The sequence below is a fragment of the Cytobacillus sp. genome (assembly GCF_964223445.1).
Taxonomy (GTDB): Bacteria; Bacillota; Bacilli; order Bacillales; family Cytobacillaceae; genus Cytobacillus.
On sequence record NZ_CAXQGS010000132.1, the window covers coordinates 61,217 to 86,429 of the forward strand.

Consider the following 25,213-nt stretch of genomic DNA (forward strand, 5'->3'; position numbering starts at 1 on the left):
CCTTAAGCATTGTAAAAACTGCCAAGAATTATTTTGCTAATAACAGTGAAATCTGCGGGAAAATAACAATTAATATAAGGGCCAATACCATAAGAGCGAAGAAAGGCAGGACTCCCCTTACTACTTCCCCTACTTTTTCCCTAGTGATTCCGCTTACTACAAAAAGATTCAATCCTACAGGAGGAGTAATCATTGCCAATTCCATATTAATCGTCATAATAATCGCAAAGTGAATAATATTAATATCAAACATCACTAGAACCGGAAGTAAAATTGGCAAGGTAATTAAGATAATCGCTACAGCTTCCAGGAACATTCCAAGCACGAAGAACATTAAATTAACACCAATCATAAAAATCCATTTATTCGTTGTGCTTTCTTCAATCCATGCCGCGAAACTTTGCGGTACTTGCTCTGTCGTTAAGAACATTCCAAAGATCATAGCTGAGGCAATAACCAGGAAGATCATCGAAGTAATATTGATGGATTCCTTAAGTACTTCCCTGAATTTAGGAAACGACATTTCTTTATAGATAAATACTGAAACAATGATTCCATAGAAACATGAAACAAATGCTGCTTCAGTTGGGGTTACAATTCCAGAGTATATTCCTCCGAGGATAATAACAGGAAGAAGAAACCCCCAAATGGCCTTATAGGTCTTTTTCCAGCGTACATTCATTGGCACCTTCGGCAATTTGCCATAATTATGAATGCGTGCGTTAACAATTGCAGACACAAGTAAAATACCGCCCAGCAATAAACCCGGGATAATCCCCGCAGCAAATAGTTTACCTACAGATTCTTCTGCAACAGACGCATAGATGATTAATGGTATGGAGGGTGGAATCAGAATTCCAAGTGTCCCTGCTGCTGCAACTAATCCCATTGCATAGCGCTTGCTGTAACCAGCCTTTACCATTCCTGGTATCATAATGCTCCCGATGGCTGCTGCTGTAGCGGGACTTGAACCAGATATTGCAGCAAAAATCATACATGCAAGGATGGTAACAACCGCGAGTCCACCGCGAATATGGCCAACCCACGATTTAAGTGCTTCAATCAAATGAAAGGATATACCGCCTTTCGACATAATAATTCCAGCAAATACAAACCCTGGAATAGCCATTAGTGTTGCTGAATTTAAGGAGTTAAACATTTTTTGGATGACAGTATATAGAGTAAAGTCGATCATGGACAGAGCTACAACACTTGAAAGCCCTAAGCTGACCGCAATAGGCACTCTAATAAGGCAAAGAATGGCAAAGACCAAAAACAATACTAGAACCGGACTCATGCTCCTACTCCCTTCTGATCAGATTCTTTCTTATTTAACTCCTGCATTTCTTCATAAAGGTGCTCAAGTTCTCCTGTAATTTCACGTTTATCACCTGTAAATGCCCGATAAGCCTTCACAATAAAGTAAACCCCCAGCAAACTCATTCCTACTGGCAGAACCAGATACGTAATCCAAATCGGAATTCCGACATCGATGGTAGTGATCCCCTGCTCTTTTGAAAGCGTTATCAATTCGAGGGATGAAAAAGCTAGATAAAAGGTGAAGCACGCTCCAATGATATTACTAATACCTGCAACGATCTTTTTTAATCCTTTTGGCAGCATATCAAACAATAACTCTACCTGAATGTGACGATTGTCTTTTAAAGCCATTCCAAACCCGATAAAAATGGACCATACGAGTAGAAATTCAAAAATCTCAGTGACCCATGCCTGTGGTGCATTTAACACATATCTGGTAAATACACCATATAAACTGACAACTACTCCTCCTATAAATAGCAATCCAGCTGCGCCTTCTTCGATGTGATCAAGCCATTTAAAGAGCTTCATACAATCAACTCCTTTTTTGGATTGTATCCAATCCTTGCTTGGTTTCTTTTTCAATATACAAGAAATAGAAATAAAAATAAACAGAAAATTTTATTTTTTTATTATTTTTTGTGTATTCACAATATTCTACTGATTTGTTATACTATTTTTATCATCCTGTATTAGCACCTCGTAAATTTTAATTTGTATCCAAAATCCAAAAAGGAGGTCGAAAGGTGGTATTAGAAGAAAGTACTTTGGCACTAAAGAAAAAACCCTCTTTAGTCAATGAGACTCTGGAAAATAATTCTCTTGACCAAAGAAGAAAAAAGGTTCCTTCTTTACATAAGGGGCTTAAAGGAGATGTTCTTTTATGAAAGAAAATATTGGCTTTATCGGACTGGGGAAAATGGGTCTGCCAATGGCAAAGAATCTCCTTAAGAACGGATACCATGTTTTTGGGTCAGATGTGAATGAAAACGCATTAATCGAACTCCGGGCATTGGGTGGCAATACCGGCAATATGAAAGAGTGGATTCATAAAGTACAGTATGTTGTGTTAATGCTCCCTTCCTCTGTCATCGTTAACAAGGTAGTGGAAGAAATTATTGATTCAAGATCTTTGGTTCCGCTTCAAGATCAGAATTCTCTCATGATAATTGATATGAGCAGTTCTTATCCTGCGGATACAAAAGAAAATAGCAGAAAACTGGAACCTTATAATATATGCTTTGTTGATGCTCCAGTAAGCGGCGGAGTAAAAAAAGCAGTTGATGGGACATTGACGATCATGGCTGGCGGTTCAGCAGAGCAATTCGAAAAATGTAAGCGTTTGCTGTGTGCCTTGGGCAGCAATATTTCTTTAGTTGGCCCATCCGGAAGCGGCCATTTAATAAAAGCAATTAATAATTACTTATCAGCCACCCATCTTTTAGCATCTTGTGAGGCTGTGCAATTGCTGGAGAACTTTGGTGTGGAGCCTGAGAAGGCAATCAATGTAATTAATCAAAGTACCGGCAGGAGCGGCTCGACAGAATATAAGTTCCCAAGTTTCATTTTGACAGAAACTTATAATTCCGGATTTTCTCTTGAATTGATCAAAAAAGACATTGGCATGGCAAGTCAGCTTTTTAAAGATGCAGATGCTGCTACTTCACTTCCAGAGATCGTATTTCAAAAATTTAGTGAAGCAAGCATTGCCTTAGACAAAGAAGCTGACCATACAGAGATAAATAAATTCGTATCAAATTACTTATTAAAAAGGGGGATTATAAATGAAGAAAATGAAAAAGTTGTTCCTGGCGGCTCTGGCTCTGGTAATGATGTTCGCCCTGGCGGCGTGCGGCAATTCTGAGAAAACTGAAGGTTCAGGCGGCGGTGCTGAAAGCGATGGAGTACAAGAACTAACAATTAAAATTGCTCACGTTGTAGCTGAAAATACTCCAAAACATCAAGGTGCTCTAAAAATGAAAGAGGTCATTGAAAAAGAGTCAGACGGCAAGATTAAAGTACAAGTATATCCTAACAGCTCTTTATTTGGCGATAAGGATGAATATCAGAACCTTGTTGCAAATAATGTTCAATTCATTTTACCTGATATGTCTAAGCTTGTTGGGAACGACCCTGGATTCAATATTCCTGCAATGCCTTTCCTCTTTGAAAGTGACGAAGCTGCTAATGCGTTCTGGGATGGAGAAAAAGGGCAGGAAATCTTTAAGCGTCTTGAAAAAGACGGAGTGCTTGGAAAGGCTATGTGGCCAAATGGCGCAAAGCACATGACTAATGATAAAAAGGCAATCAAGAAGCCGGAGGATTTAGATGGGATGAAAATCCGGACACAAGGCGGACAATTGCTTGAAGCAATCTATGCTGAACTGGGAGCTGGGTCTGCTTCTATTCCTTTCGGTGAATTATATACTGCCCTTCAGCAGGGAACAGTTGATGGACAGGAAAACACTTTCAGCAACATTGAATCCAAGAAGTTTGATGAAGTGCAAAAGTATATGACGATTATGGGGCATACCCGTGTTGATTATGCTTTGCTGACTAATACAAAATTCTGGGAAGGCTTAAATGATGAAACAAAAGCAATTGTACAAAAAGGCGTTGACGAAGGAACAAAGCTTGCAAGAGAGTCTGCTAAAAAGCTTAATGACGATGCATTGGCAAAATTAAAAGAAAATGGGCAAGTTGAAATCAATGAGCTTTCTGATGCTGAAATCGAAGAGTTCAAGAAGACCCTTGAACCAATTTACAATGAGTGGGCTGAAAAAATCGGCAAGGATATCATTGAGGACGCTGAAAGCAAATAAAACTGCTTTTTTAATAGTAAGACGCAAAGGGCAACCGCACCAATCAAGGAGCGGTTGTTTTTTAATTATTTAAAGACATGTCTATCAATTATGCATGTAAGAACAGGCTCCCTTTCTCACTCGAAAAGAAAGAGCATGATCGCCGGACCGTCCCTTATAGCATAAAGCCATGAGAATAAATCCAAAGTAAAAATAACAATCCCTAAAAAAAGAATCCCAGATTCGAATTCTGGAATTCTGCTATTACGATATTAAGAGTTAAACTGAAACCGCCTTTTTAAGCCGTCTGCAAATCTCATCTCCAACCTCTTCTGTTGATGAAGTTCCTCCAATATCCGGAGTCTTTATACCATCATTTGTGACGTCCTCTATAATATCAAGCAGCTTACTGCCCAATTCCTCTTCACCGAAGTGGTCCAGCATCATTTTGGCAGTCCAAATTTGTCCGATTGGATTAGCAATTCCTTTCCCTACTATATCTGGTGCGGAGCCATGAACCGGTTCAAACATGGATGGATACTTTCCGTTAAGATTGATATTTGCTGCAGGAGCAATCCCAATGCTTCCCATAATTGCTCCTCCAATGTCGGTCAATATGTCCCCAAATAGGTTGCTGGCTACAATGACATCGAATATTTGCGGACGAGTTACAAAAAATGCAGCAAGGGCATCAATATGATAAGAAGCAGTCTGTACATCCTGATGCTCTCCCTTGACTTCTTTAAATACTTCATCCCAGAATGGCATGGAATGAAAAATCCCATTAGACTTGGTAGCTGATGTCACATGGCCTCTTCTTTTCTTTGCTAGTTCGAAGGCATAGCGCATCGCTCTTTCTGTTCCCTTTTTAGTGAAAATAGCATTCTGGATGGCCAGTTCATCATCACCTTTATGAATTCTTCCTCCTACCTCACTATACTCTCCTTCACTGTTTTCCCGTACTACAATTAAATCAAAATCATTAGGGTTGACCAGCGGCGACTTTAACCCTTTAAAATACTTTGCAGGACGAATATTAATAGATTGTTCAAATTCCCTTCTAATCTTAATTAACAGACCCCATAAGGCAATGTGGTCTTGAACTAAAGCTGGATTACCGATGGCACCAAGAAAAATAGATTCAAAGTTTTTTAATGTTTGTAAGCCATCATCCGGCATCATCTTTCCGTGTTTCACATAATAATCGCTGCTCCAAGGGAAAGATTGAAAATCAAATTTTATTCCACCGTGAACTTCTGCAACCGTTTCTAATACCTTTAAAGATACAGGTACTACTTCTTTTCCAATTCCATCCCCAGGTATTACGGCAACTTCAAATTTTTTCATCATCATACAGCTCCCTTATTTGTTTTTTGATTGAAATTTTCATATTTTGCAATCTCTTGCTGGTATAAATCGTCACCGTTTGAATCATATGCTACAAGCAAAGGGAAATCCTGAACTTCCAGTCTTCTTATCGCTTCTGGTCCTAAGTCTTCATATGCAACCACCTGGACGGCTTTCACTCTCCTGCTTAGAATGGTTGACAATCCACCAATCGCCGCAAAAGAAACTGCGCCATGTTTCTTGCAGGCATCCTTCACCATATCTCTCCTCGGGCCTTTCCCAATCGTTCCGACAACGCCATATTCGTACATTGCGGGTGCGTATGGATCCATCCTAAATGCAGTAGTCGGTGCTACCGGTCCTATTACCTGGCCAGGCTTTGGAGGGCAAGGACCTGCGTAAAAGATGACTTCCCCTTTTAGTTCCACTGGCAAAGGCTTATTATTTTCAAGCAGCTCTACCATTCTTTTATGCGCAGCGTCTCTGGCCATGAAAATCGTTCCTGTCAGCGATACAGTATCGCCAATTTTTAATTTCTTTATATCTTCCTTGGTTATAGGTGTTTGCAGCCTGTATTCCGGCATCGAATCCCTCCCAGCTTTCATTTAAATAACAATTGTTTTCTTTCTTGCAGCATGACACTGAATATTAACTGCCACAGGCAAGGCTGTAATATGGCATGCGAATGTTTCGATAGGCACCCATAATGCTGTGCTCGTCCCGCCAAGTCCCTGAGGTCCAATCCCTGTATTATTAATGGCTTCCAGTAATTCCTTTTCAAGCTCTGCAATATGTGGGTCAGGGTGGTGAACACCAATTTCTCTTAATACAGCATGTTTCGCAAGAGATGTTACTTTATCAAAACTGCCGCCAATCCCCACTCCTACCACAACGGGCGGGCACGCCTTCCCCCCGGCATCTTTAATTGTCTGAAGGACAAAATTCTTAACACCTTCGACACCTTCCCCTGGAAGCAGAAATTTCATGGCGCTCATATTCTCACTTCCGCCGCCCTTTGGCAGAACGGTAATCTTAATTTGATCACCAGGCACAATTTCCGTATGTACGACTGCTGGGGTATTATCTCCTGTGTTTACACGAAGCAAAGGATCACCTACAACAGATTTGCGTAGATACCCTTCCCTGTATCCAGTCCGAACTCCTTCTTGAATGCAATCTAAGTAATTTCCGCCTATAATATGCACATCCTGCCCGATCTCAACAAAAACAACAGCCATGCCAGTATCATGACAATAAGGCATATGATTAGTTTTAGCTTCCTCTGCATTCTCCATCAGCTGCTGAAGAATGGACTTCCCGATAGGTGAAGCCTCTGTTTTTTCGGCTCGTTTAAACCCTGCCAAAACATCATCAGGCAAATAGTAGCATGCTTCCCAGCAAAGCTTGGCAACGCTTTCAGTTAAAACCTCAGCATCTACAATCCTCATTTAATCTCCTCTTTTCCCTCAATAAGATATATCAGGTTTTTTAAATCCTCCTGGGTATGTTCCATTAAACATTGTGCTGCTTTTTCTGGATTTCTTTCACTGATCGCTTTAAAGATTTCCTTGTGGCCTTTTAAAATAATAGGTCCACGCTCATCACCCTCAATATTTAAAAGCCTGTAATAATAAATTAATGAATGAAGTTCATCCACTAGTTTTTTTAACCTTTCATTTTCACTTATTAAAATGATTTTCTCATGAAACTTCGTGTTCCAATTTACAATTTCTTCCTTATCATTTTTTTTGATTGCCGCTTCTGTTCCAGCTATGATACTTCCCAGTTCTGCTATTTGTGCCTCTGTTGCCCTCTCTGCTGCCAGAGCCACAGCAGCCGATTCCAGTGCAATCCTGCAGCCATAGATATCTTTAACATCTTTCAATGTTGGCTTATATACCGTGATTTGAGATTTTTCATCCATACACAGAAGGCCCTCATTAATTAATGTCCGGATCGCTTCTCTAACAGGGCTGCGGCTGATGGAGAATTGCTTGGCAAGCTGGGCTTCGTATAACCGGTCTCCTGGTTTATATTCTCCGTGCCAAATTCGCTCTTTAATAGTTTGCTGAATTTGAAGGTAAAATGGAAGTGCTTTCTCAAGAGGTTTCTGGCTCATATTCCCACTCCTTTCACTTTTTAATTGGTGATCTGTCGGCTGTCGACAGCTTTAATTTTATAATAGTATTAATTATCAAAAGATTCAATAAATAAATTTATAAATAGGGAAACACCATTCTTCTTTAACCTGGCAGAATGGTGTTTCTAACTAGAAGCATGGCTAAGACAAACTATTATTCTTCTATTCCCATTTCCTTAAAAATTTCCTGGGCAGTCTTAAAGCTGTCCAATGATGCTGGTACTCCGCAATAAATGGCAGTCTGTAAAAATATTTCCTGAATCTCTTCTTTTGTAACACCATTATTGATGGCGCCTCGTAAGTGAAGCTTTAATTCATGGGGGCGATTTAGTGCAGTCAGCATTGCTAAATTAATCATGCTTCTCGTCTTTTTAGGCAAACCTTCTCTAGTCCAAATTTCTCCCCAGCAATACTCTGTCACTAATTCCTGAAGAGGCTTTGTGAAACTGGTAGCATTATTTATGGAGTTATCAACATACTCAGCCCCTAAAACTTCACGCCTTACTTGTAATCCGTCATCAAATTTTACACTCATTATAAATTCCCCTCCTTATGTTTTAAAAAAAATGTTCCCAATGCGATCGCCACTGCCTGTCCTTTTTCATCCAGAATTTTGCACTCTGAAACAACAGTACTTCGGCCAAGATGAACTATTGTAGGTTTGGCATACAACTTTTTTCCTTTGCCAGGCCTAATATAATTCATTTTCAACTCCAAGGTGTAGACTTCGGAATCTTTTGGTATCTGGGTCATTATGTGGAATCCAATAGATACATCTGCCAATGTATAGAGAGCTCCACCTTGGGCAACATCATATGTATTGGCATTCTGCATGCCCAATTCCATGCTCATTTCTCCATTTTCTTCAAAACCGATTCCTAAAAGCCTCCCTGTATAATGCAGTTCCTTTTTTGGCTCTTTTAGTGCCCTTATAACGTGGTAGATCTGATCTAATTCTTCGCTTGAGAAATTCTCAAGTTTTTTTAAAATATCGCTGGCAGCTGCATTCACGTTTATAATCCCAACCCTCCTATCTTAAGAAAACTTTAGCCATCTAATATTAGGATACTGGATCCAACAAAAAACGTCTATACTTTTCTGAATTTTTTAAATTTAAAAATAGTAACGGTATTTATTATTATAATTTTTTGCTCTTTTGGTATAAATTGTTGTTTTTCGCTTTCAATTTTGTCCGTTTATTTCCGCTCCAGGCTGCTCGCTTTCCGCGGGGCAGGCGGTGAGCCTCCTTTACGCTGCGCGTCTGCGGGGTCTCACCTGTCCCGCTACTCCCTCAGGACTTTGAATAAGCAACTTGTATAAACACCGCACGAAGGAAATGCGAATGTATTTTCGGGACCTCGCACCTTCCGCTACAATCAACTCAGTAAATAATATACAAAAGCAACAAACCTTGCGAAAACAGCTAGTTTTAAAATTGCTTAATCCCTACTTGACTAATCGGATAAATATGAATTAAAATATAACTAACAAAAGGGAGGGTTCAATACATGCCATTAAACAGAGAAACGTTAATCAGCAAATTATTATCTCTATCTAAATTCCAGCATAATCACAGCTTGTTTAATTTAAGTGACAGAAAGCTGGAAGCTCTGTATCTGGATCATATTCTATTTTCACCTCACCCTCACAGCGGACATCAATCAATCAAATTAATTGGAAAAAATAGATAATAAGAAGGCCTGCAAATGCTCAGAAAGCATTGCAGGCTTTTTCATTTAAAACCTATATAAAAAAGAAGGAATCCTAAGATTCCCCCTCTGGTAATTAACTTTTTGCCAATTTAGGCACCATATTCTCCTGCTTTGACTCTTCGACCGCGTCTTCCATTGGTGTTGCACGTTTAATGAAGAAGGCCAGAACCAGTGCAGCTGCAGCGATAAAGGTTGCTACGAAGAAAGCATCGTTGATTCCCTCAAGCATGGCTTTCGTTAATACCTGCTGCTGCATTTCCGCCACAGCGGCTTCAGTCATTTGACCGCCATTAGCCATAGCCCCGCCTTTCATCGCTTCTTTCGCGATTTCCGCAGCATGAGTTTCCGTCCTTGTTGACATAACTGTTACCAATAAGGCTGTACCAATGGCACCTGCCACCTGGTTCAGCGTGTTGTTCATTGCTGTTCCATGAGGATATAATCTTCTTGGCAGCTGGTTCAAGCCATTCGTAGAAACTGGCATCATAACCATGGACATCCCGAACATCCTGATTGAGTTCAGAATAATCAACTGTGTATAAGTTGTTTCCAGAGTCAGCCTGCTGAATACATAAGTAGTTCCTACTGTAATGGCTAACCCAATGATCGCCAATATCCGCCCGCCTATTTTATCGAACAGCTTTCCTGTTAATGGCGACATCACGGCCATAACAATGGCTCCTGGAAGCATCATCAATCCTGCATCCAGCGGTGAAATTCCCCTTAATGTCTGAACATAAATCGGAATCAGAATCATCCCGGAGAACAGCGCCATATTAACCGTCATGCTGATAGCTGATGACAAGGCAAACATCGGGTACTTATAAACGCCAAAGTTGAGCATTGGACGATTAGATTTTGATTGTTTTAGGATAAACCATACTAAGCTGATAACACCTACAGCAATGGTCAAATACACGTGAGGACTGTCCCAGCCTTTATTCCCTGCAGAACTAAATCCATAAAGTATTCCGCCAAAACCTATACTTGATAGAATAAGGGAAAACAGATCCAGACGAATATTCACTTTTTCCTTTTTGTCTTTCAGCATGACCGCGCCAAGCACGAGTATGACTCCGGCAATCGGCGAAAGGAAATGGAATAGCATTCTCCAATCATAGTGTTCAATAATCCAACCGGAAAGAGTCGGCCCAATTGCAGGGGCAAACATTAAGATCAGGCCAAATACACCCATGGCTGCCCCGCGTTTTTCCACCGGGAAGCTGATCAGCATAACATTCATTAATAATGGCATCATGATAGCCGATCCTGATGCCTGCAGCATCCTGCCTGCAAGCAATACCGGGAATGCATGAGCAACCCCCGCTACAAGCGTACCAATTGTAAATAGCCCCATTGCCACAATAAATAACCTGCGGACTGTATATTTTTCAATTAAAAAGGCAGTAGCCGGGATTAAAATACCATTTACCAGCATAAAACCGGTGGTCAGCCACTGCACAGTTGCCGCTTCAATTTCCAAATCTGCCATAATAGATGGCAAGGCAATATTTAACAATGTATTATTCAAAAAGGCAATAAATGCCCCAATCATTAAAACAGCCAGAATCCCATAGGGCGGTCGATCTGTTTTATTATTTATTGCTTGTTCCATTGCATTTTTCCTCCTGTACTATCAGTTCATTCTTTTATACTCGCGTTACACACAAACCATATAATATACCATGAGTACAATTTATGCAACAAAAAAATCCTTGTTAAATAGAGGGTTTGTGAAAAATCTCAGAATGATGTACTATTAGATTATACACACAGTTCAAATAAAATGACAGGTGATAATAAATGAATGATAGGAAACTTCATGTAATAAATAAAGCACATCAATTATTCCTGGATAAAGGTTTTCAAGCTACCTCCATTCAGGATATTTTAGAATACAGCGGCATTTCCAAAGGAACATTCTATAATTATTTTTCTTCAAAAAATGAGCTGCTTATGTCCATTTTTAAAACATTGCATAAAAAAATGGAAGATGAACGCAATAAGCTTCTTATTGGCCAGGATCCAAGCAGCTTAGAAGTCTTCACACAGCAGATAGAATTACAAATGAATATGAATCGAACAAATAAATTGGTGGCCCTTTTTGAAGAAGTGCTTGTTTCAAATGACCCTGAACTCAAGCAGTTCATTAAGGAAGGTCAGCTTAGAATGGTGGATTGGATTTTCAACCGGTTTATTGAGATTTTTGGAGAAGACAAGAAACCATATTTACTGGACTGCGCCGTGATGTTCCTTGGAATCCTCCATCATAACGTAAAATACTATACAAAATTCTTTGAGTTCTCTTCAAGCATTAATCCTGTGGTCCGTTATAGTGTAGAAAGAATCAGGAAGGTCGTTGAAGAGGTCAGTTTTGCCGATGAGTATCTGCTGAAGCCTGAACTGATTGAAAACAGATTTAAGCAGTCAGATCATAGAAATGTGCATATTCTTTGTAAATCCATATTGACTTTAAAAAAGTCCATACAACAGGAAGAACAGAACGATTGCATTGATCTTCTGGACTTTATTCAAGAAGAAATGGTCCATTCGAAAAAACCAAGAAAATTTCTCATTGATAGCGCACTGAATACTTTGCGCAGCTGCATCTCCTTTTTGGATGCTAAAGAACTTGAGAATCTTGAAATTCTTGTTTCTGCCTGTTTTAAACAGCCGGATGAAGAATCCGTTTAGTTATCAAGGCCTTCCTCATGATCAGGAAGGCTTTTTTTTAGTTATTATTCATTCATAATCCTTCCAAAAACGGTAACACTAACACATAATGCCATAACAAACTGGTGATTTGTGTATGAAAAAAGAGTTAAAAAAGAAGAAAAGTATATCCGAGATTGAATTTAACGAGCTGGAGAAGTCATTTTCACGATCTCATGATTTTCAAAAAGTATATTACAGCAATAGACAAACAGGCCTCTGTTTTTCTTTTATTTATTTTAAAACACTAACAGACCAAAAAATGATCACCAAAAGTTTGCTCCCTCAGCTTCTTCAGGGTAAGTTCAGCGAAATCGATGATTTGAAAAAGCTTTTGCCGTCCGCAAGCATACAAATTTGTGAGGATCTTTCTAAAGCAGAACATTTGCTTTTGAATGGCTATGTGATGGTTACAGTGGAAGCCGAAAAACAAAAAGCGGCTTTTATGGCTGCTAAATGTTCATACGTAAGGGAGCTGACTCATCCGGAAGTCGAGCAAACGGTGATTGGACCGAAGGAAGCATTTGTTGAGTCCTTAGGCAATAATTTGAACTTAATCCGCAAACGGCTGCCCATCTCTGAACTGATCATTGAGGAATATATAATCGGAAGTATATCCCGAACAGTGGTTGCCGTCCTCTATATTGAGGGAATCACGAATGCAGATTATGTCAGCATGGTTAAAGAAAGAATCGAAAATATCGATTTTGATGAAATTACTGACAGTTCATATATTGGACAGCTCATTTCTGATAATAAGAACTCTCCATTCCCGCAGCTGCTGGATACAGAAAGGCCGGACAGGGCAGCCGCTGTCCTTGCTGAAGGAAAAATCGTGATCGCCATAGAAGGGTCGCCGCATGTGCTGATTACCCCTACAACGTTTTCTGAATTCTTCAGTTCCTTTGAAGATTATTTTTTAAATTGGACTATCGCGTCTTTTGCAAGAATTCTGCGGGCCTTTTCAGTTATTTTTTCCATACAGATCACGTCTATTTATGTTGCAACGCTTACTTATCATATGGAGCTCATCCCCACGGATTTGTTAGGAACACTGGTGACTTCAAGACAGCATATTCCTCTGCCGCCTTTCTATGAAGCATTAATGCTTGAACTGGTAATTGAGCTTTTAAGAGAAGCTGGAGCCAGATTGCCCACGAAAGTCGGGCAGACAATCGGTATCGTAGGAGGGATTGTTATTGGGACTGCATCTGTGCAGGCAGGGCTGACAAGTAATGTCCTGTTAATCATTATCGCACTGGCAGCTCTTGCCTCTTTTACTACACCTGTATACAAGATGAATAATACGATTCGATTTCTAAGATTTCCGTTTTTATTTTTCGCAAATTTATGGGGTTTTGTAGGTGTGTTGTTCTGTTCATGCATCTTGTTGACACATATGATCAGGCTTACTTCTCTTGGAAGGCCGTTTTTGGAGCCTTTCTACCCGCCAAGATACCGGGACTTGAAAGATTCATTTCTGAGATTCCCTTTTCAGCCTTTAAGGCCTGTGTATTTAAGAACGCAAAATCCGCATCGGTTTCAGCCCCCGAAGAAAACAAAAGTTAAAAGAGACATTGATGAATAGCAGCCTGGCTCCATAAGCCAGGCTGCTATTCTGTTTTCTTTGATTTGTCTTCCCAAGGTTCAAAGGAAAATGGAATCCCGATCATTTTCGCCGTCAGCTCATCATAGGACACAAGGTCTTTCTTGGACAATTCTTTTAAAGACTTTTTCCCCATGGCTCGCAATGCCATTTTGATTTCCTCCGTGCTCGCGGTTAAAAACTTTTCTGCAGATTTTGTCCCATCTTCGATTTTAAAGGTATCCTTGAATTTACCTTGGTTCCAGACAGATTGTGTCGGCGGTTCAAAAGGCAGCGAATTCAAAGTCTGCTTATGGGAGACAGTAAACAGCATGACAGAACCAAGGTAGACAGCATCCGCACCAAGCGCAAGGACTTTTAAAAAGTGTCCTGGTGTGAAGAGGCCGCCTGATACAATTAAGCTGACTTCCCCTTTCTTTTTTCGTTTTTCAAGGTGATTGGATGCACGGTTGAGAGCATGCAAGGTTGGAATTCCAAAATCATCCGCCAATAAAGGCGGCGCACCCACAGAAGCTCCCTGTCCCCCGTCAACTGCTATAAAATCAACCCCGATTTCGATTAGATGGTCAATGTCTTCTTCTATTTTTCCTCCTGCCCCTATTTTTGCACCAATGGGGACACCTCCGGTCATACTGCGGAGTTCATCCACCAGCTCCTTTAAATCCTTCAATGTCTGTTTATCAAAAAAATGTTCCATTATATGGGCAGTTTCATTTTCCTTTAACCCCATTACTTCCCTTGCACGGCCGGTTAGATTTTCAGGAGATATGTTTCCTCCCATCCCCATTACTGCTCCCTGCCCCAGCTTAATTTCAATCATGTCAGCACGCTTGATGGTTTTTTCTTCCTTTCCCCACTCGGTTTTGGAAAATTGAAGGATATATTTTCCTGCACTTTCAAGCTCTTCAGGAAGAATACCTCCTTCGCCGGAATTGACAGCCGTACCTGTATTCTTGGCAGCTGTTGCCAGGGCAATTTTCACTTGCTCACTCAATGCGATTCCATAGGCCATTCCGCTAATCATCAGAGGTATTTTGATTTTCATTGGTTTTTTCGATTTTGGCCCGATGGTCACCTTCACATCAACATCTTCATCCCCGTCTATGGGAAATGGCGAGGTCTGAGCAGGAATAAAGGTAATCTCATCAAAATGAGGCCATTTTTTCGATGATCCAAATGGGCGGTGCAGGACATCACCCGTTTCGGCACGCAGGTTGTTTTCAAGTGCATTTTGAATGCCCATATGCTTAAAACCAGGGATCAGCTCAATCAGATTTTCCTGGTAGCTGTCTGTCATTATTATTTTCCCTGCCTGCTTAACGAGCCGCTTCATGATCCAGCGCCAGCCGATCAGCATTAAAATTAAAAAGATAAATAATATAAAAATCATAGCCAAAGTTGCAATCAATAATATATTTGTCATACTTTTTCTCCAAAAGTTCTTTTAGCCTCCATTATTTCCATTGGCAGGGAATTTAACCTATGACTTCTCGATTTTTGGAATAATCATGAAGCGGGAAGTAAATTCTATGAAAAAATATTAAATGAGGTGAAATGATGGACAAACGCGAGCATACTCAGCCAGCTAGTACGGAAGAACAGAATCAAGGTAAAGGAGGTCTTCTTGAATCAATGATGGAGCCTATAGATCAGCTTTCAAAGATTCCTCCTGAGAAGACAGACCGGAGAACCAGTGATGAAGAAATGATGTAACCAATGAAGAAAGCCGGCATGATCGATGCCGGCTTTTATTATTGATAAGGAGTATCTTGATAGAAGTAATTAGGCATTTTCACTTCATTATTATACTGTTTATGAAAAATCTGTGTAGCAGCAGGGGATACGGGCGGGATCAGCCAGGTCCAATCACCGGTCAGATCCCTTCCCTGACCCTTTTCGTTCTCTTCAAATTTTCTGAATTGCTGTGCAGCAGTATGATGGTCTACTATGCTGACCCCTTCTTTTTTAAAGGAATGCAATACGGCTGCATTCAATTCCACCAGTGCCCGATCCTTCCAAAGCGAAGAATGCTTCCTGGTATCCAGCCCCATCAACGATGCAATCTGCGGGAGCATATCATAACGAAAATCGTCTGCAAGGTTCCGTGCACCGATTTCAGTACCCATATACCAGCCATTGAAAGGGGCTGACTTATAAGAAATGCCCCCAATTTCCAGTCTCATATCCGATATCATCGGGACTGCGTACCATTTCAAACCGAGATCACTGAACCAGTTATATTCTGGATGCTCAATCCCTACTTCAAGAATCAGCTCTTCAGGTATTTCCCTTAATTGGGGAGTTTGATTGTTTATTTGTATTACTAATGGAAGCACATCAAATTTGCCGTACTTCGGCTTCCAGCCCAATTTCATGCATTGCTTGGTAAAAGGGATGGAATGGGGATCGCCAATAATTCCATCGGCATTCTCATAGCCTGCATACCGGATTAGCTGATGATTCCAAATTCTGATTTTGTGTTCGGAATTGTCTGGAGAGAAGATGGTGATGGCCGAACGGAGCCTGCCATTGTTCGTGGCAAATTGTATATGTTCAAACAGAGCAGAAAATACTTCATCCTCTTGTTTCGCATTCCGTTTGTCCAAAACCGTCAGTTGATCCCAAAAAAGCCTTCCTATGCAGCGATTGCTATTTCTCCAGGCAGCTTTTGCACCAAATTCCAGTTCTTCAAAAGTTTGTTCATAAAACCCATGCTCTGCAATTGAATATTCAATTTCCTTTAGTCTGTTGTTTAGTTCAGCAGGACTTTTATTCTGTTCACTATAAAACATTTTGATAAATTCTGCTGCATTTTCAAGTAAGTCCTTTTTCAAAGATGAATCCTCCCAGAATAGACTATTTGTTAATGATAGCATAGGGAGGGTTGGGGAGAAAGAAATGATGTTCTGTGGTTTGCAGGATTTTTTGGATAAGATGCTTTTTAAGAAGGAGCGGGAGCGGGTTAATTTTTGTTATTTTTTATTGTAATTGACTCGCATATTGGGAGGCATGGCTTCTATTTTTGTGGTTATTCCTTCAGATTAACTACCATTCTTACTGCACTACCTTCTTTTTCGGCGTTATTCCTCCGATTAACTACCATTCTTAGTGCACCCTCTTCTTTTTCGTCGTTATTCATCCAGATTCTCTTTTGTCTTCAGTTTATCTCCTTTTACTGCCGATTTTTGCCCAGTATTTGGTAAATTAGCTGCTGGGCTGGCATCCTTCATGCTCTGCATCAATTTTTCAACATTTCTACTTAAAAATAGGGCCCTAAACAGGCCCTTCTTTATTTCTTCAAACGATACACTCTAGCTTCATATGGCTTTAGCGGCAGGTTCTCAATTTCTTCATTTTCATCTGCATTCAAGTTGGAAATCAGCAGTTCCTTAGAAGAGTACCGGACATGGGCTGGCAGCTTAAAGTCAGGAGTTTCTTCACTGAAGTTGCAGATCACAAGAAGCTGGTCATCACCAAGAGTTCTTGTATAGGCGAAGATATCCTCATCTTCTTCCATAATTAAATCGAATGTTCCATAAACAATCACTTCATTTTGCTTTCTAAGCTGAATGAGCTTCTTATAAAAATGGAAGATGGAATCTTCATCTTTTAAAACTGCTTCGGCGTTAATCCCCTCATAATTTGGATTCACATTGATCCAAGGGGTTCCGCCTGTAAAGCCTGCATTCGGGCTGGCATCCCACTGAACAGGCGTTCGCGCATTATCCCTGCCTCTCTCATGAATGCCTTTAAAGATTTCATCATGTGTTAAGGAATCCGGTGTAAGATCATGGTATGCATTTAACGTTTCAATATCACGGTAATCATTGATATCATTGAACTTGACGTTTGTCATGCCAATTTCTTCGCCCTGATATATATAAGGTGTCCCCTGCATCATATGCAGGCATGCAGCAATCATCTTACCAGAAGTAACGCGGTATTCGTCAGAGTCATTTCCCCATCTGGAGATGGCGCGAGGCTGGTCATGGTTGCTCCAGTACAAGCTGTTCCAGCCGTCTTCCTCAAGACCCTTTTGCCACTTGCTGAAAATCTCTTTCAGTTCAGTCAGTTTCCAAGGTCGTGGATCCCATTTGCCGTATTGACCGTCGCCAAGCCCGACATGTTCAAAATGGAAGACCATATTCAATTCATTTCTGTCCTTGCCTGTATAGAGCTTGCCTTCTTCAACTGTTACGCCAGGCATCTCGCCAACCGTAATGGTGTCATATGGGCTAAGGGCTTCTTTGTTCATTTCCTGCAGGAATTCATGAATTCTTGGTCCATTCATATAATACTTGCTGCCGTCCCCATATTTGTGTCCTTCACGAATCTCCCCCTGCGGATAGCTGGTATCTTTTGAAATGAAATTGACGACATCCATGCGGAATCCATCAATGCCTTTGTCCAGCCAGAAGCGCATCATTTCATACACTTCATTTCTTAAAACAGGATTTTCCCAATTCAGGTCAGGCTGCTTTTTGCTGAAAAGGTGCAAATAATATTCGCCTGTTTGTTCATCATATTCCCATACACTTCCGCCAAACGCAGCGCCCCAATTCGTTGGAGGTTCCCCGTTGTCAGTTTTTTTCCAGATATAATAATCTCTGCTGGGATTATCTTTAGATTTTCGTGATTCCTGGAACCACTGGTGTTCATCGCTAGAGTGGTTGACTACAAGGTCCATCATGATTTTGATGCCGTGCTCATGGGCTTTACCCAGCATACCGTCAAAGTCCTTCATCGTTCCGAAATCGTCCATGATATTGCGGTAATCTGAGATGTCATAGCCATTATCATCATTAGGCGATTGGTAAACGGGGGATAGCCATATGACATCGATCCCCAGTTCGCTTAAATAGGGAATTTTTTCAGTAATTCCGTTGATATCGCCAATTCCGTCCCCATTGGAATCATTAAAGCTTCTTGGGTAGATTTGATAAATGATACTTTCTTTCCACCATGTTTTGTTCAATATTTACAACTCCGATCAAAGAATAATTTTATTTTATTGAACCTTCATCACACCGCAGATAATCCAAATCTGGGCAAAATGTACACAGTAATCATTGGCGCAAGCAGCGGGAAAATGACTTTCCAGAAAACACCCCATGCCGTTGCACCTTCCGGATTAGCACGAATGTAGTCAAAATAGATAAACACATTAAAGGAAAGATTGAAAACGATATATAATATGATTAATCCAACCACTGTTTTTTTTAGCTTAATTACGTATACGTTTACGTAATTTGTGCTGAGAAAAAGAGAGTTGTTATTTCCTCTCTTTCACACTCATTCTTTTAATTATTTTATGCGGCATAATGCGGCTTTCAGGAGTTTCGCCAGTTTCCATTATGGTAAAAAGCATTTCCGCAGCAGCCTCACCCATTTTTGCGAGAGGCTGTTCAACTGTGGTCAGCGGCGGAATGGACATCTCAGCAAGGTCCAAATTATCGTACCCCATAACAGATATCTCATCAGGGACCTTAAATCCCAAATGATAAGCTGCTGATAAGGCACCGATAGCCATTTCATCACTTGCTGCAAATATCGCCGTTACATCCGGGAACTGTTCGACAAGCTTTTTAAAGCCTTCAACACCATCAGGGAATGTAAACCCCCTGCTGAACACAATATTTTCGGAACCCAGTGGTATGCCATGATCAAATAGAGCTTTTTTAAAGCCTTCAATCCTTGGAATCCCCGCGATGATATCATCCTTGTTTCCGCTTATCATTCCAATTTTTGCATGCCCCGTGTCGATTAAATGCTTAGCTGCAGCATATGCTGCATGAAGATCATTGACCTTTACAAAAGGCACCGGGTACGCATAGGACTCTGTCGAAAGCAGAATCATCGGCATCTTGGTTTTGGTTACAAATTGATAATACTCATCTTTTAATACTTCACTTGCGAAAATTATCCCGTCTACCCTTTTTTCGAAAAGCAGCTGGAGATATTTCATCGTTTTCTCACCATTTGATTCTGTATGGCAGACGATCACACTGGAACCGTTGTCATTTGCTGCCTTTTCAATACCATCCAGGAGATCGGTTACCAGAGAACTGGAAAGCTTAGGGAAAAGCACCCCAATCGTATGTGTTCTTTTGTTTATTAATCCTCTTGCCACTGCGTTTGGCTGGTATCCCAGCTCTTCAATCACTCTAAGAACCTTGAATTTTGTTTTTTCCGAATAGCCTCCCTGGCCATTCAATATCCTGGAAACTGTTGCAATGGATACATTTGCTTTTTTGGCAACATCTTTGATTGTATAGGACATATCCCACCTGCTTTAAATTGCTGTATTATATTCGTTGCGAAAACGTTTACGCTGTAATATTATCAGGTTGTGTAAGCCTTTTCAATATTTTTCTAAAATATAGGCTTCCCAATAAAATAAAAGCCGGCACCTAAATAGGTGGCCGGATTAGAGTACCGTTATGATCATTTTATGCTTTCCAGCTCTTTCTCCTGAATTAAAGCCTTAGCTAATTCAAACTCATTTGGGGCTGACAGGACAAAATCAGGTGTATAACCGTATGCGTTTATTTGCTGGCCTGAACTCTTTCCCATACATACGATTGATAGCTTTTTGATCAAGTCATCTGGCTCTATGCCATAATAGCCCACACTCTCCATAAAGGCATCGACAGAGGAACTGCTGGGGAATATGATGGTGTCTATAGTTGCCTCCCTTAGCATATGTCCAACAACAGGAATAAAAGATTCATCAAGGATTGTATCACTGGTTTGGAGAATATCATGATTTCCATCCGGCTCGATATAAGGGATTTTTTTTACATTCAAACTCCGATTCCCCACGACCAGCAGCGGTCCACCCAAGTTCATTTCAGCTGCAAGCCGGCCGGTTAATCCCCGTTCGTTCATGACTTTCAATGATTTTTTGGACAAACAATATAAATCGGCCTGAACATTTCTTATATCTATATTTCTATTAATCAATAAATCAATGAACTCATTCGTGCATTCCGGGGATGTGAATAAAATGCGTTTATACGTGAAAAGCTGATTGAGTATTTTATCATTTGAAGGAACATCTTTTTTCGTCCATTTCGGAATCTCGATTACATCTGCCCCCTGTTCTTGCAGCTGTGCTGCCAAAGTGCTTCTTGCAGTGCCTGTACGTGCTAAAAGAATCTGCCTTCCGTAAAGAGGCTTGTTTTCAAACCATTTTAATTTATCTCTTAAAGAAACAATACCGCCAACTAAAGTAATTGCCGGATTTTGTATTCCTGTTTCCTTTACTTTTTCTGCAATATCCCCTATTGTACCCTGCACTGTTTTCTGTCTGCCATAGGTTCCCCATTGGATAAGGATCACTGGAGTTTCTTTCGGCTTGCCGTGAAGGATGAGGTTATCTGCAATATATGAAATATTGGTTACTCCCATGTAAAAGCCAATCGTGTCCACGCTTGAGACTAATCCGCTCCAATCAATATCAGGTTTCCCTTCATTGGATTTATCATGGGCGGATACCAGCGCAAAAGAAATTCCATATTCACGATGTGTCACAGGGATTCCTGCATATAAAGGCACAGCAACTCCTGAAGAAATGCCTGGTACAATTTCATATGGGATTTCTTGTTCCGCCAGTGCTTCCGCTTCCTCCCCGACCCGGCCAAAAACTCCCGGGTCACCGCCTTTTAAACGGATTACATTATATCCCTTAATGGCTTTGTCTATTAAAATCTCATTGATGATTTCCTGTTTCAGAAAATGCTGTTTCGGAAACTTCCCGCAATAAATCAGCTCACAATGAGAAGGCGCAGATTCCAGCAATTTTGGATTAATCAGGCGGTCATATAAGATTACATCAGCTTTTTTTATGGCTGCTAACCCTTTAACAGTAATTAAGCCTTCATCCCCAGGGCCTGCACCAACAAGATATACTTTCCCTTTCTTCAAAATCCCACCCCTATGCTTCCTATTATCTCTCGGAGTTTTTATGATAATAGCTGGACAGCTCTACAATTGCGCTGCCCATCCTTTCGTGTTCCGGATAAATAACCCGGTCAATTCCTTCATCAAATAACGCTTGTGCTGTAACTTTTCCGACTGCCAGCGCAATTACTTTTTGCGAGAAAACCTCTGTCAATTGGTTTTCAGCACCCTGTTCACGCGCAAAATGCAATAAATGTCTCACTTGCGGGGTGCTGGTAAAAACAGCCGCATCCAGTTCCCCTCCCAGCAGCTCCGAAAGAAGTTTTTCCATGACTTCCGTTTCCGGCGGATTGTGAATATAGGGAAGAATTTCTTCATATTGAGCTTTCTGCAAATCAAGCCATTGAATCAGCTTAGGTGCAGGATCACCGTGAAGCTGAAGAGCCACCTTCTTGTTTTCCAGTGAATAGCTTCCGAGGCTTCTGATAAGTCCTGCCGTGCTTCCATCATCATCCCGAACCTTTGGTGTGACACCCAGTTTTTTTAACATGTTAACTGTTTTATACCCTCTTGCTGCAATTTGGCAATTTTGAAGAACCTTAATAAATTCTTCTCCCTTTCCTATTTCCTGAGCGGTATAATACAAGGTCTCTACTCCGATTCCAGTTGTAAAAATAATCCAATCAAACTCACCTGAGGTAATAAGGCCAATATGTTCTTTCAATTTTGTGTCTATACGCAGGGACGTTCCTTGCGCTGGCCTGCTGATGGCAGCACCTCCCAGGTTTTCTACAATTTTTGTTATTTCTTCGATTTTTCTAGACCCCAATAGAGCAATTTTCTTTCCTTCCAGCTTTTTCATCCGTATACCTCCAGCCTGATCTTATTATTCTTCTATTATAAGATAGACTGTCTCATTCTCAACAATTGTTTTATAAGTCTGGACACAGCCGATATCTGGCGCGTGAACTTTGCCATCTTCCAGACAGATTTTCCAATCATGCATGGGGCAAAAAACGGAGTCTCCGCTGACCAAGCCCTCAGTCAGTACACCGCCTTTATGTGGACAGCGGTTTTCCACTGCACGGACCTTGCCATTAGATAAACGGAACACAGCGATATCTATTCCGCCAGCCTTCACTGTTTTCCCCAATTTCACGGGCAAATCTTGTATGGAGCCAACCAGAACTTTAATGATGCTTTTATTAACCAAACGAAACTCCCCCTTTTAAGTTCTTACGAGATTCTCAAACAATTCCGTTTTTGTTTTATTGTTATTAATAATCTCTTTCCATGGGTCTTTGTGAACTGACAGGGCCTCATTCATTCGTGCATTTAACTCTTTTCGCTTCTCTTTATCATTCAGAACAGACTGGACGTGAGTCAAACCAACCCGTTCCACCCACGCGGAGGTACGTTCCAAATAATTAGCCGTTTCTCTGTAGTATTGAAGGTAAGCGCCTGTGACTTCCATTAATTCGTCATCTGTTTTTACCTTATATAGTAAATCTCCCCCTCTTACATGGGTGCCTCCATTGCCGCCAACGTAGATTTCCCATCCTCCATCAATTCCAATGAAGCCGATATCTTTAAAGCCTGATTCAGCACAGCTTCTCGGGCAGGCGGATACTGCCATTTTCACTTTATGCGGCGTCTGCAGTCCTTCAAATTTCTTTTCCAGTGCTATCCCAACGCCCATGGAATCCTGTGTTCCGAAGCGGCAGAATTGCTCACCGACACATGTTTTGACAGTGCGAAGTGATTTTCCATATGCATACCCTGATGGCATATCCAGATCGGACCAAACTTTAGGCAAATCCTCTTTTTTTACACCGAATAAATCAATCCTTTGGCCCCCTGTTACTTTTACCAGAGGAATTGCAAATTTATCAACGACGTCGGCAATCTTGCGCAAATCATTCGAATTTGTCACTCCTCCGTACATTCTTGGAACAACCGAATAGGTTCCATCTTTTTGTATATTGGCATGCATCCTTTCATTAACAAAGCGAGATTCCCGTTCATCATCATAGCTGGTTGGGTTGACCATTCCCAAATAATAATTGATGGCAGGTCGACATTTAGAACAGCCTTCTTCTGAATCCCAGCCAAGGACACTCATTACTTCTTTTACATGGGTTAGTCCCTTCGATCGAATTTCTTCTACCACTTCATCTCTCGAAAAGGAAGTACAGCTGCAAATCCCCTCCTTTTGAGCACTCTCGTCGAAATCCGCGCCAAGAGTATGCTGAAGCAGTTCAGCTACAAGTGGTTTACAGCCGCCGCATGAACGGGAAGCACTTGTGCATGCTTTGATTTGATCTGCTGTTGTGCAGCCTTCCGATTGTATGGCTTCAACGATCATTCCTTTGGTAACACCGTTGCATCCGCAAATAATTTCCTCATGAGTCATTTCACCAGCATGGCTTCCTCCTTCTTCACTCCCGATCGGCTGCAATAGGGAAACCTTTGCCGTATCAGAAATGTCGGCCTGCTTTTTAATCATTGAGAACAGGCGATTTCCATCCTGGCTCTCGCCAAACAAAACGGCACCAACGATTTTATTTCCACGAAACACGACTTTTTTATAAACTCCTTCATGGTCATCGAATATTTTTAATGCTTTTTTCTCTTGATCCTCCAAAAAATCTCCCGCGGAGAATACTTCTACTCCCGATACTTTTAGCTGGGTAGAGAGAACGGAACCTTTATAGGGATCTGTTTTCTTTCCACAGATATGTTTGGCCAGCACTTTTCCCTGTTCATAGAGCGGGGCGACCAGGCCATAAGGAATTCCTTCATGCTCGGCGCATTCTCCGACTGAATAAATATGGGAAATGCTCGTTTCAAGATAATCATTGACCACGATGCCCCGGTTGACCTGTAAACCGATCTCCTGCGCAAGCTTTATATTTGGACGGATGCCAGCTGCCATGACTACCAGATCAGCTTCAAGCATTGTGCCATCACTAAACGTTAATCCTTCTACTCGTTCATTCCCAATGAGGGCCTCTGTATGCTTTTCAAGCAAAAAATTCATTCCTTGATCTTCTAGCTCTTTTTGCAAAAGCTTTCCAGCTGTTTCGTCCAGCTGCCTTTCCATCAAATAAGGTGATATATGGATCACTGACACTTCCATACCTAAATTCAATAAGCCTCTCGCAGCCTCCAAACCAAGCAAGCCACCGCCAATGACCGCCGCCTTTTTATATTTTTTGGATGCTTGAAGCATTTTATCAGTATCCTCCAAATCTCTGAAAGCTGTTACCCCTTCCTTATCTGATCCGGGTATAGGAAGAATGAATGGAACGGAGCCTGTTGCAAGAATAAGCTCATCATAAGACTCTATTCTCCCTTTATCAGAGATGACAACCTTCCTGTCCGGGTCTGCCTTTACCACCGTTTCTCCTGAATATAATGTAATGTTATTTGTTTTATACCACTCCCAATCATTCAGTGTAATATCTTTTACATCTGTATCCCCCTGTAAAACTTTTGATAGCAGAATACGATTATAATTGGGATGGGGCTCGCTGCCAAATATAGTAATCTCAAATTTCTCAGGAGCAGCTTTTAAAATTTCTTCTACAGTCCTGACGCCAGCCATTCCATTTCCAACAAGAACCAATTTCTTTTTTCCCATTAAAAAGCCTCCCGGTCATTTGATTTTTTT

At 40.9% G+C, this 25,213-nt stretch carries 24 protein-coding genes; 7 read left to right on the forward strand and 17 right to left on the reverse strand.

The features are described from left to right. Positions 1-28: 28 nt before the first annotated feature. A complete protein-coding gene (locus ACEQ1T_RS23050) occupies positions 29-1,297 on the reverse strand; it encodes a TRAP transporter large permease (protein WP_370224933.1) in 1,269 nt (422 codons plus the stop codon). Beyond that, entirely contained in the window at positions 1,294-1,851 is a 558-nt protein-coding gene (locus tag ACEQ1T_RS23055; protein WP_206837020.1) for a TRAP transporter small permease, read from the reverse strand. Before ACEQ1T_RS23055 ends, ACEQ1T_RS23050 begins: the two co-directional genes overlap by 4 nt. A gap of 215 nt (positions 1,852-2,066) precedes the next feature. On the opposite strand from ACEQ1T_RS23055, the gene ACEQ1T_RS23060 reads away from it, so the two are divergent. From ACEQ1T_RS23060 to ACEQ1T_RS23070, 3 genes are read left to right on the forward strand one after another with little or no spacing between them, the layout of a single operon-like run. Further along, entirely contained in the window at positions 2,067-2,207 is a 141-nt protein-coding gene (locus tag ACEQ1T_RS23060; protein WP_206837017.1) for a hypothetical protein, read from the forward strand. Then, positions 2,204-3,184, forward strand: coding sequence for an NAD(P)-dependent oxidoreductase (locus tag ACEQ1T_RS23065; protein WP_370224936.1), 981 nt, complete (start codon positions 2,204-2,206; stop codon positions 3,182-3,184). Before ACEQ1T_RS23060 ends, ACEQ1T_RS23065 begins: the two co-directional genes overlap by 4 nt. Then, entirely contained in the window at positions 3,105-4,142 is a 1,038-nt protein-coding gene (locus ACEQ1T_RS23070; RefSeq protein WP_206837012.1) for a DctP family TRAP transporter solute-binding subunit, read from the forward strand. Before ACEQ1T_RS23065 ends, ACEQ1T_RS23070 begins: the two co-directional genes overlap by 80 nt. 258 nt (positions 4,143-4,400) lie before the next feature. On the opposite strand, the gene ACEQ1T_RS23075 is transcribed toward ACEQ1T_RS23070, so the two are convergent. The 6 genes from ACEQ1T_RS23075 to ACEQ1T_RS23100 form a co-directional block, all read right to left on the reverse strand. Next, positions 4,401-5,474 (reverse strand): tartrate dehydrogenase, encoded by a 1,074-nt coding sequence (locus tag ACEQ1T_RS23075; protein WP_370224937.1) that lies wholly within the window; start codon positions 5,472-5,474, stop codon positions 4,401-4,403. Continuing rightward, the gene (locus ACEQ1T_RS23080) at positions 5,471-6,052 is read right to left on the reverse strand and encodes a FumA C-terminus/TtdB family hydratase beta subunit (protein WP_035330508.1); all 582 of its coding nucleotides are present in this window, start codon (positions 6,050-6,052) and stop codon (positions 5,471-5,473) included. Before ACEQ1T_RS23080 ends, ACEQ1T_RS23075 begins: the two co-directional genes overlap by 4 nt. A 21-nt stretch (positions 6,053-6,073) precedes the next feature. Continuing rightward, positions 6,074-6,916, reverse strand: coding sequence for a fumarate hydratase (locus ACEQ1T_RS23085; RefSeq protein ID WP_035330509.1), 843 nt, complete (start codon positions 6,914-6,916; stop codon positions 6,074-6,076). Next, positions 6,913-7,587 (reverse strand): GntR family transcriptional regulator, encoded by a 675-nt coding sequence (locus tag ACEQ1T_RS23090; RefSeq protein ID WP_370224939.1) that lies wholly within the window; start codon positions 7,585-7,587, stop codon positions 6,913-6,915. The genes ACEQ1T_RS23085 and ACEQ1T_RS23090 overlap by 4 nt, the downstream gene beginning before the upstream one ends. A gap of 175 nt (positions 7,588-7,762) precedes the next feature. Beyond that, positions 7,763-8,143, reverse strand: coding sequence for a 4-carboxymuconolactone decarboxylase (gene pcaC / locus ACEQ1T_RS23095; RefSeq protein WP_035330511.1), 381 nt, complete (start codon positions 8,141-8,143; stop codon positions 7,763-7,765). Continuing rightward, positions 8,143-8,619, reverse strand: coding sequence for a PaaI family thioesterase (locus tag ACEQ1T_RS23100; protein WP_370224941.1), 477 nt, complete (start codon positions 8,617-8,619; stop codon positions 8,143-8,145). Before ACEQ1T_RS23100 ends, pcaC begins: the two co-directional genes overlap by 1 nt. A gap of 497 nt (positions 8,620-9,116) precedes the next feature. Here ACEQ1T_RS23100 and ACEQ1T_RS23105 point away from each other — a divergent pair, with 497 nt between their 5' ends. Beyond that, positions 9,117-9,299, forward strand: coding sequence for a hypothetical protein (locus ACEQ1T_RS23105; protein ID WP_076256156.1), 183 nt, complete (start codon positions 9,117-9,119; stop codon positions 9,297-9,299). Between the two features lie 94 nt (positions 9,300-9,393). On the opposite strand, the gene ACEQ1T_RS23110 is transcribed toward ACEQ1T_RS23105, so the two are convergent. Next, positions 9,394-10,935, reverse strand: a complete 1,542-nt coding sequence (locus ACEQ1T_RS23110) for a DHA2 family efflux MFS transporter permease subunit (RefSeq protein WP_370224942.1) — start codon at positions 10,933-10,935, stop codon at positions 9,394-9,396. Positions 10,936-11,123: 188 nt separating this feature from the next. On the opposite strand from ACEQ1T_RS23110, the gene ACEQ1T_RS23115 reads away from it, so the two are divergent. Together ACEQ1T_RS23115 and ACEQ1T_RS23120 are read left to right on the forward strand one after the other, a co-directional pair. Then, on the forward strand, positions 11,124-12,014 hold the full coding sequence (locus ACEQ1T_RS23115) for a TetR/AcrR family transcriptional regulator (RefSeq protein WP_370224944.1): 891 nt from the start codon (positions 11,124-11,126) through the stop codon (positions 12,012-12,014). A 115-nt stretch (positions 12,015-12,129) separates the two neighbouring features. Next, positions 12,130-13,620, forward strand: a complete 1,491-nt coding sequence (locus ACEQ1T_RS23120; RefSeq protein ID WP_370224945.1) for a spore germination protein — start codon at positions 12,130-12,132, stop codon at positions 13,618-13,620. Between the two features lie 25 nt (positions 13,621-13,645). On the opposite strand, the gene ACEQ1T_RS23125 is transcribed toward ACEQ1T_RS23120, so the two are convergent. Next, positions 13,646-15,061 (reverse strand): FMN-binding glutamate synthase family protein, encoded by a 1,416-nt coding sequence (locus ACEQ1T_RS23125; protein WP_206836994.1) that lies wholly within the window; start codon positions 15,059-15,061, stop codon positions 13,646-13,648. A gap of 131 nt (positions 15,062-15,192) precedes the next feature. Between ACEQ1T_RS23125 and ACEQ1T_RS23130 the strand changes: the two genes are divergently transcribed. Further along, positions 15,193-15,351, forward strand: coding sequence for a hypothetical protein (locus ACEQ1T_RS23130; RefSeq protein WP_206837721.1), 159 nt, complete (start codon positions 15,193-15,195; stop codon positions 15,349-15,351). Positions 15,352-15,389: 38 nt separating this feature from the next. On the opposite strand, the gene ACEQ1T_RS23135 is transcribed toward ACEQ1T_RS23130, so the two are convergent. The 7 genes from ACEQ1T_RS23135 to nirB form a co-directional block, all read right to left on the reverse strand. Further along, positions 15,390-16,472, reverse strand: coding sequence for a nitric oxide synthase oxygenase (locus tag ACEQ1T_RS23135; protein WP_370224946.1), 1,083 nt, complete (start codon positions 16,470-16,472; stop codon positions 15,390-15,392). Positions 16,473-16,927: 455 nt separating this feature from the next. Further along, positions 16,928-18,613, reverse strand: coding sequence for an alpha-glucosidase (locus ACEQ1T_RS23140; protein ID WP_370224947.1), 1,686 nt, complete (start codon positions 18,611-18,613; stop codon positions 16,928-16,930). 297 nt (positions 18,614-18,910) lie between these two features. Next, entirely contained in the window at positions 18,911-19,918 is a 1,008-nt protein-coding gene (locus tag ACEQ1T_RS23145; RefSeq protein WP_370224949.1) for a LacI family DNA-binding transcriptional regulator, read from the reverse strand. Positions 19,919-20,082: 164 nt separating this feature from the next. Then, positions 20,083-21,564: a uroporphyrinogen-III C-methyltransferase gene (gene cobA, locus ACEQ1T_RS23150; protein ID WP_370224950.1), complete on the reverse strand. Its 1,482-nt coding sequence runs from the start codon at positions 21,562-21,564 to the stop codon at positions 20,083-20,085. Positions 21,565-21,586: 22 nt separating this feature from the next. Continuing rightward, positions 21,587-22,402 (reverse strand): uroporphyrinogen-III synthase, encoded by an 816-nt coding sequence (locus ACEQ1T_RS23155; RefSeq protein WP_370224952.1) that lies wholly within the window; start codon positions 22,400-22,402, stop codon positions 21,587-21,589. A gap of 24 nt (positions 22,403-22,426) precedes the next feature. After that, entirely contained in the window at positions 22,427-22,753 is a 327-nt protein-coding gene (nirD, locus tag ACEQ1T_RS23160) for a nitrite reductase small subunit NirD (protein WP_206836978.1), read from the reverse strand. 15 nt (positions 22,754-22,768) lie between these two features. Further along, the gene (gene nirB, locus ACEQ1T_RS23165; RefSeq protein ID WP_370224953.1) at positions 22,769-25,183 is read right to left on the reverse strand and encodes a nitrite reductase large subunit NirB; all 2,415 of its coding nucleotides are present in this window, start codon (positions 25,181-25,183) and stop codon (positions 22,769-22,771) included. Positions 25,184-25,213: the final 30 nt, after the last annotated feature.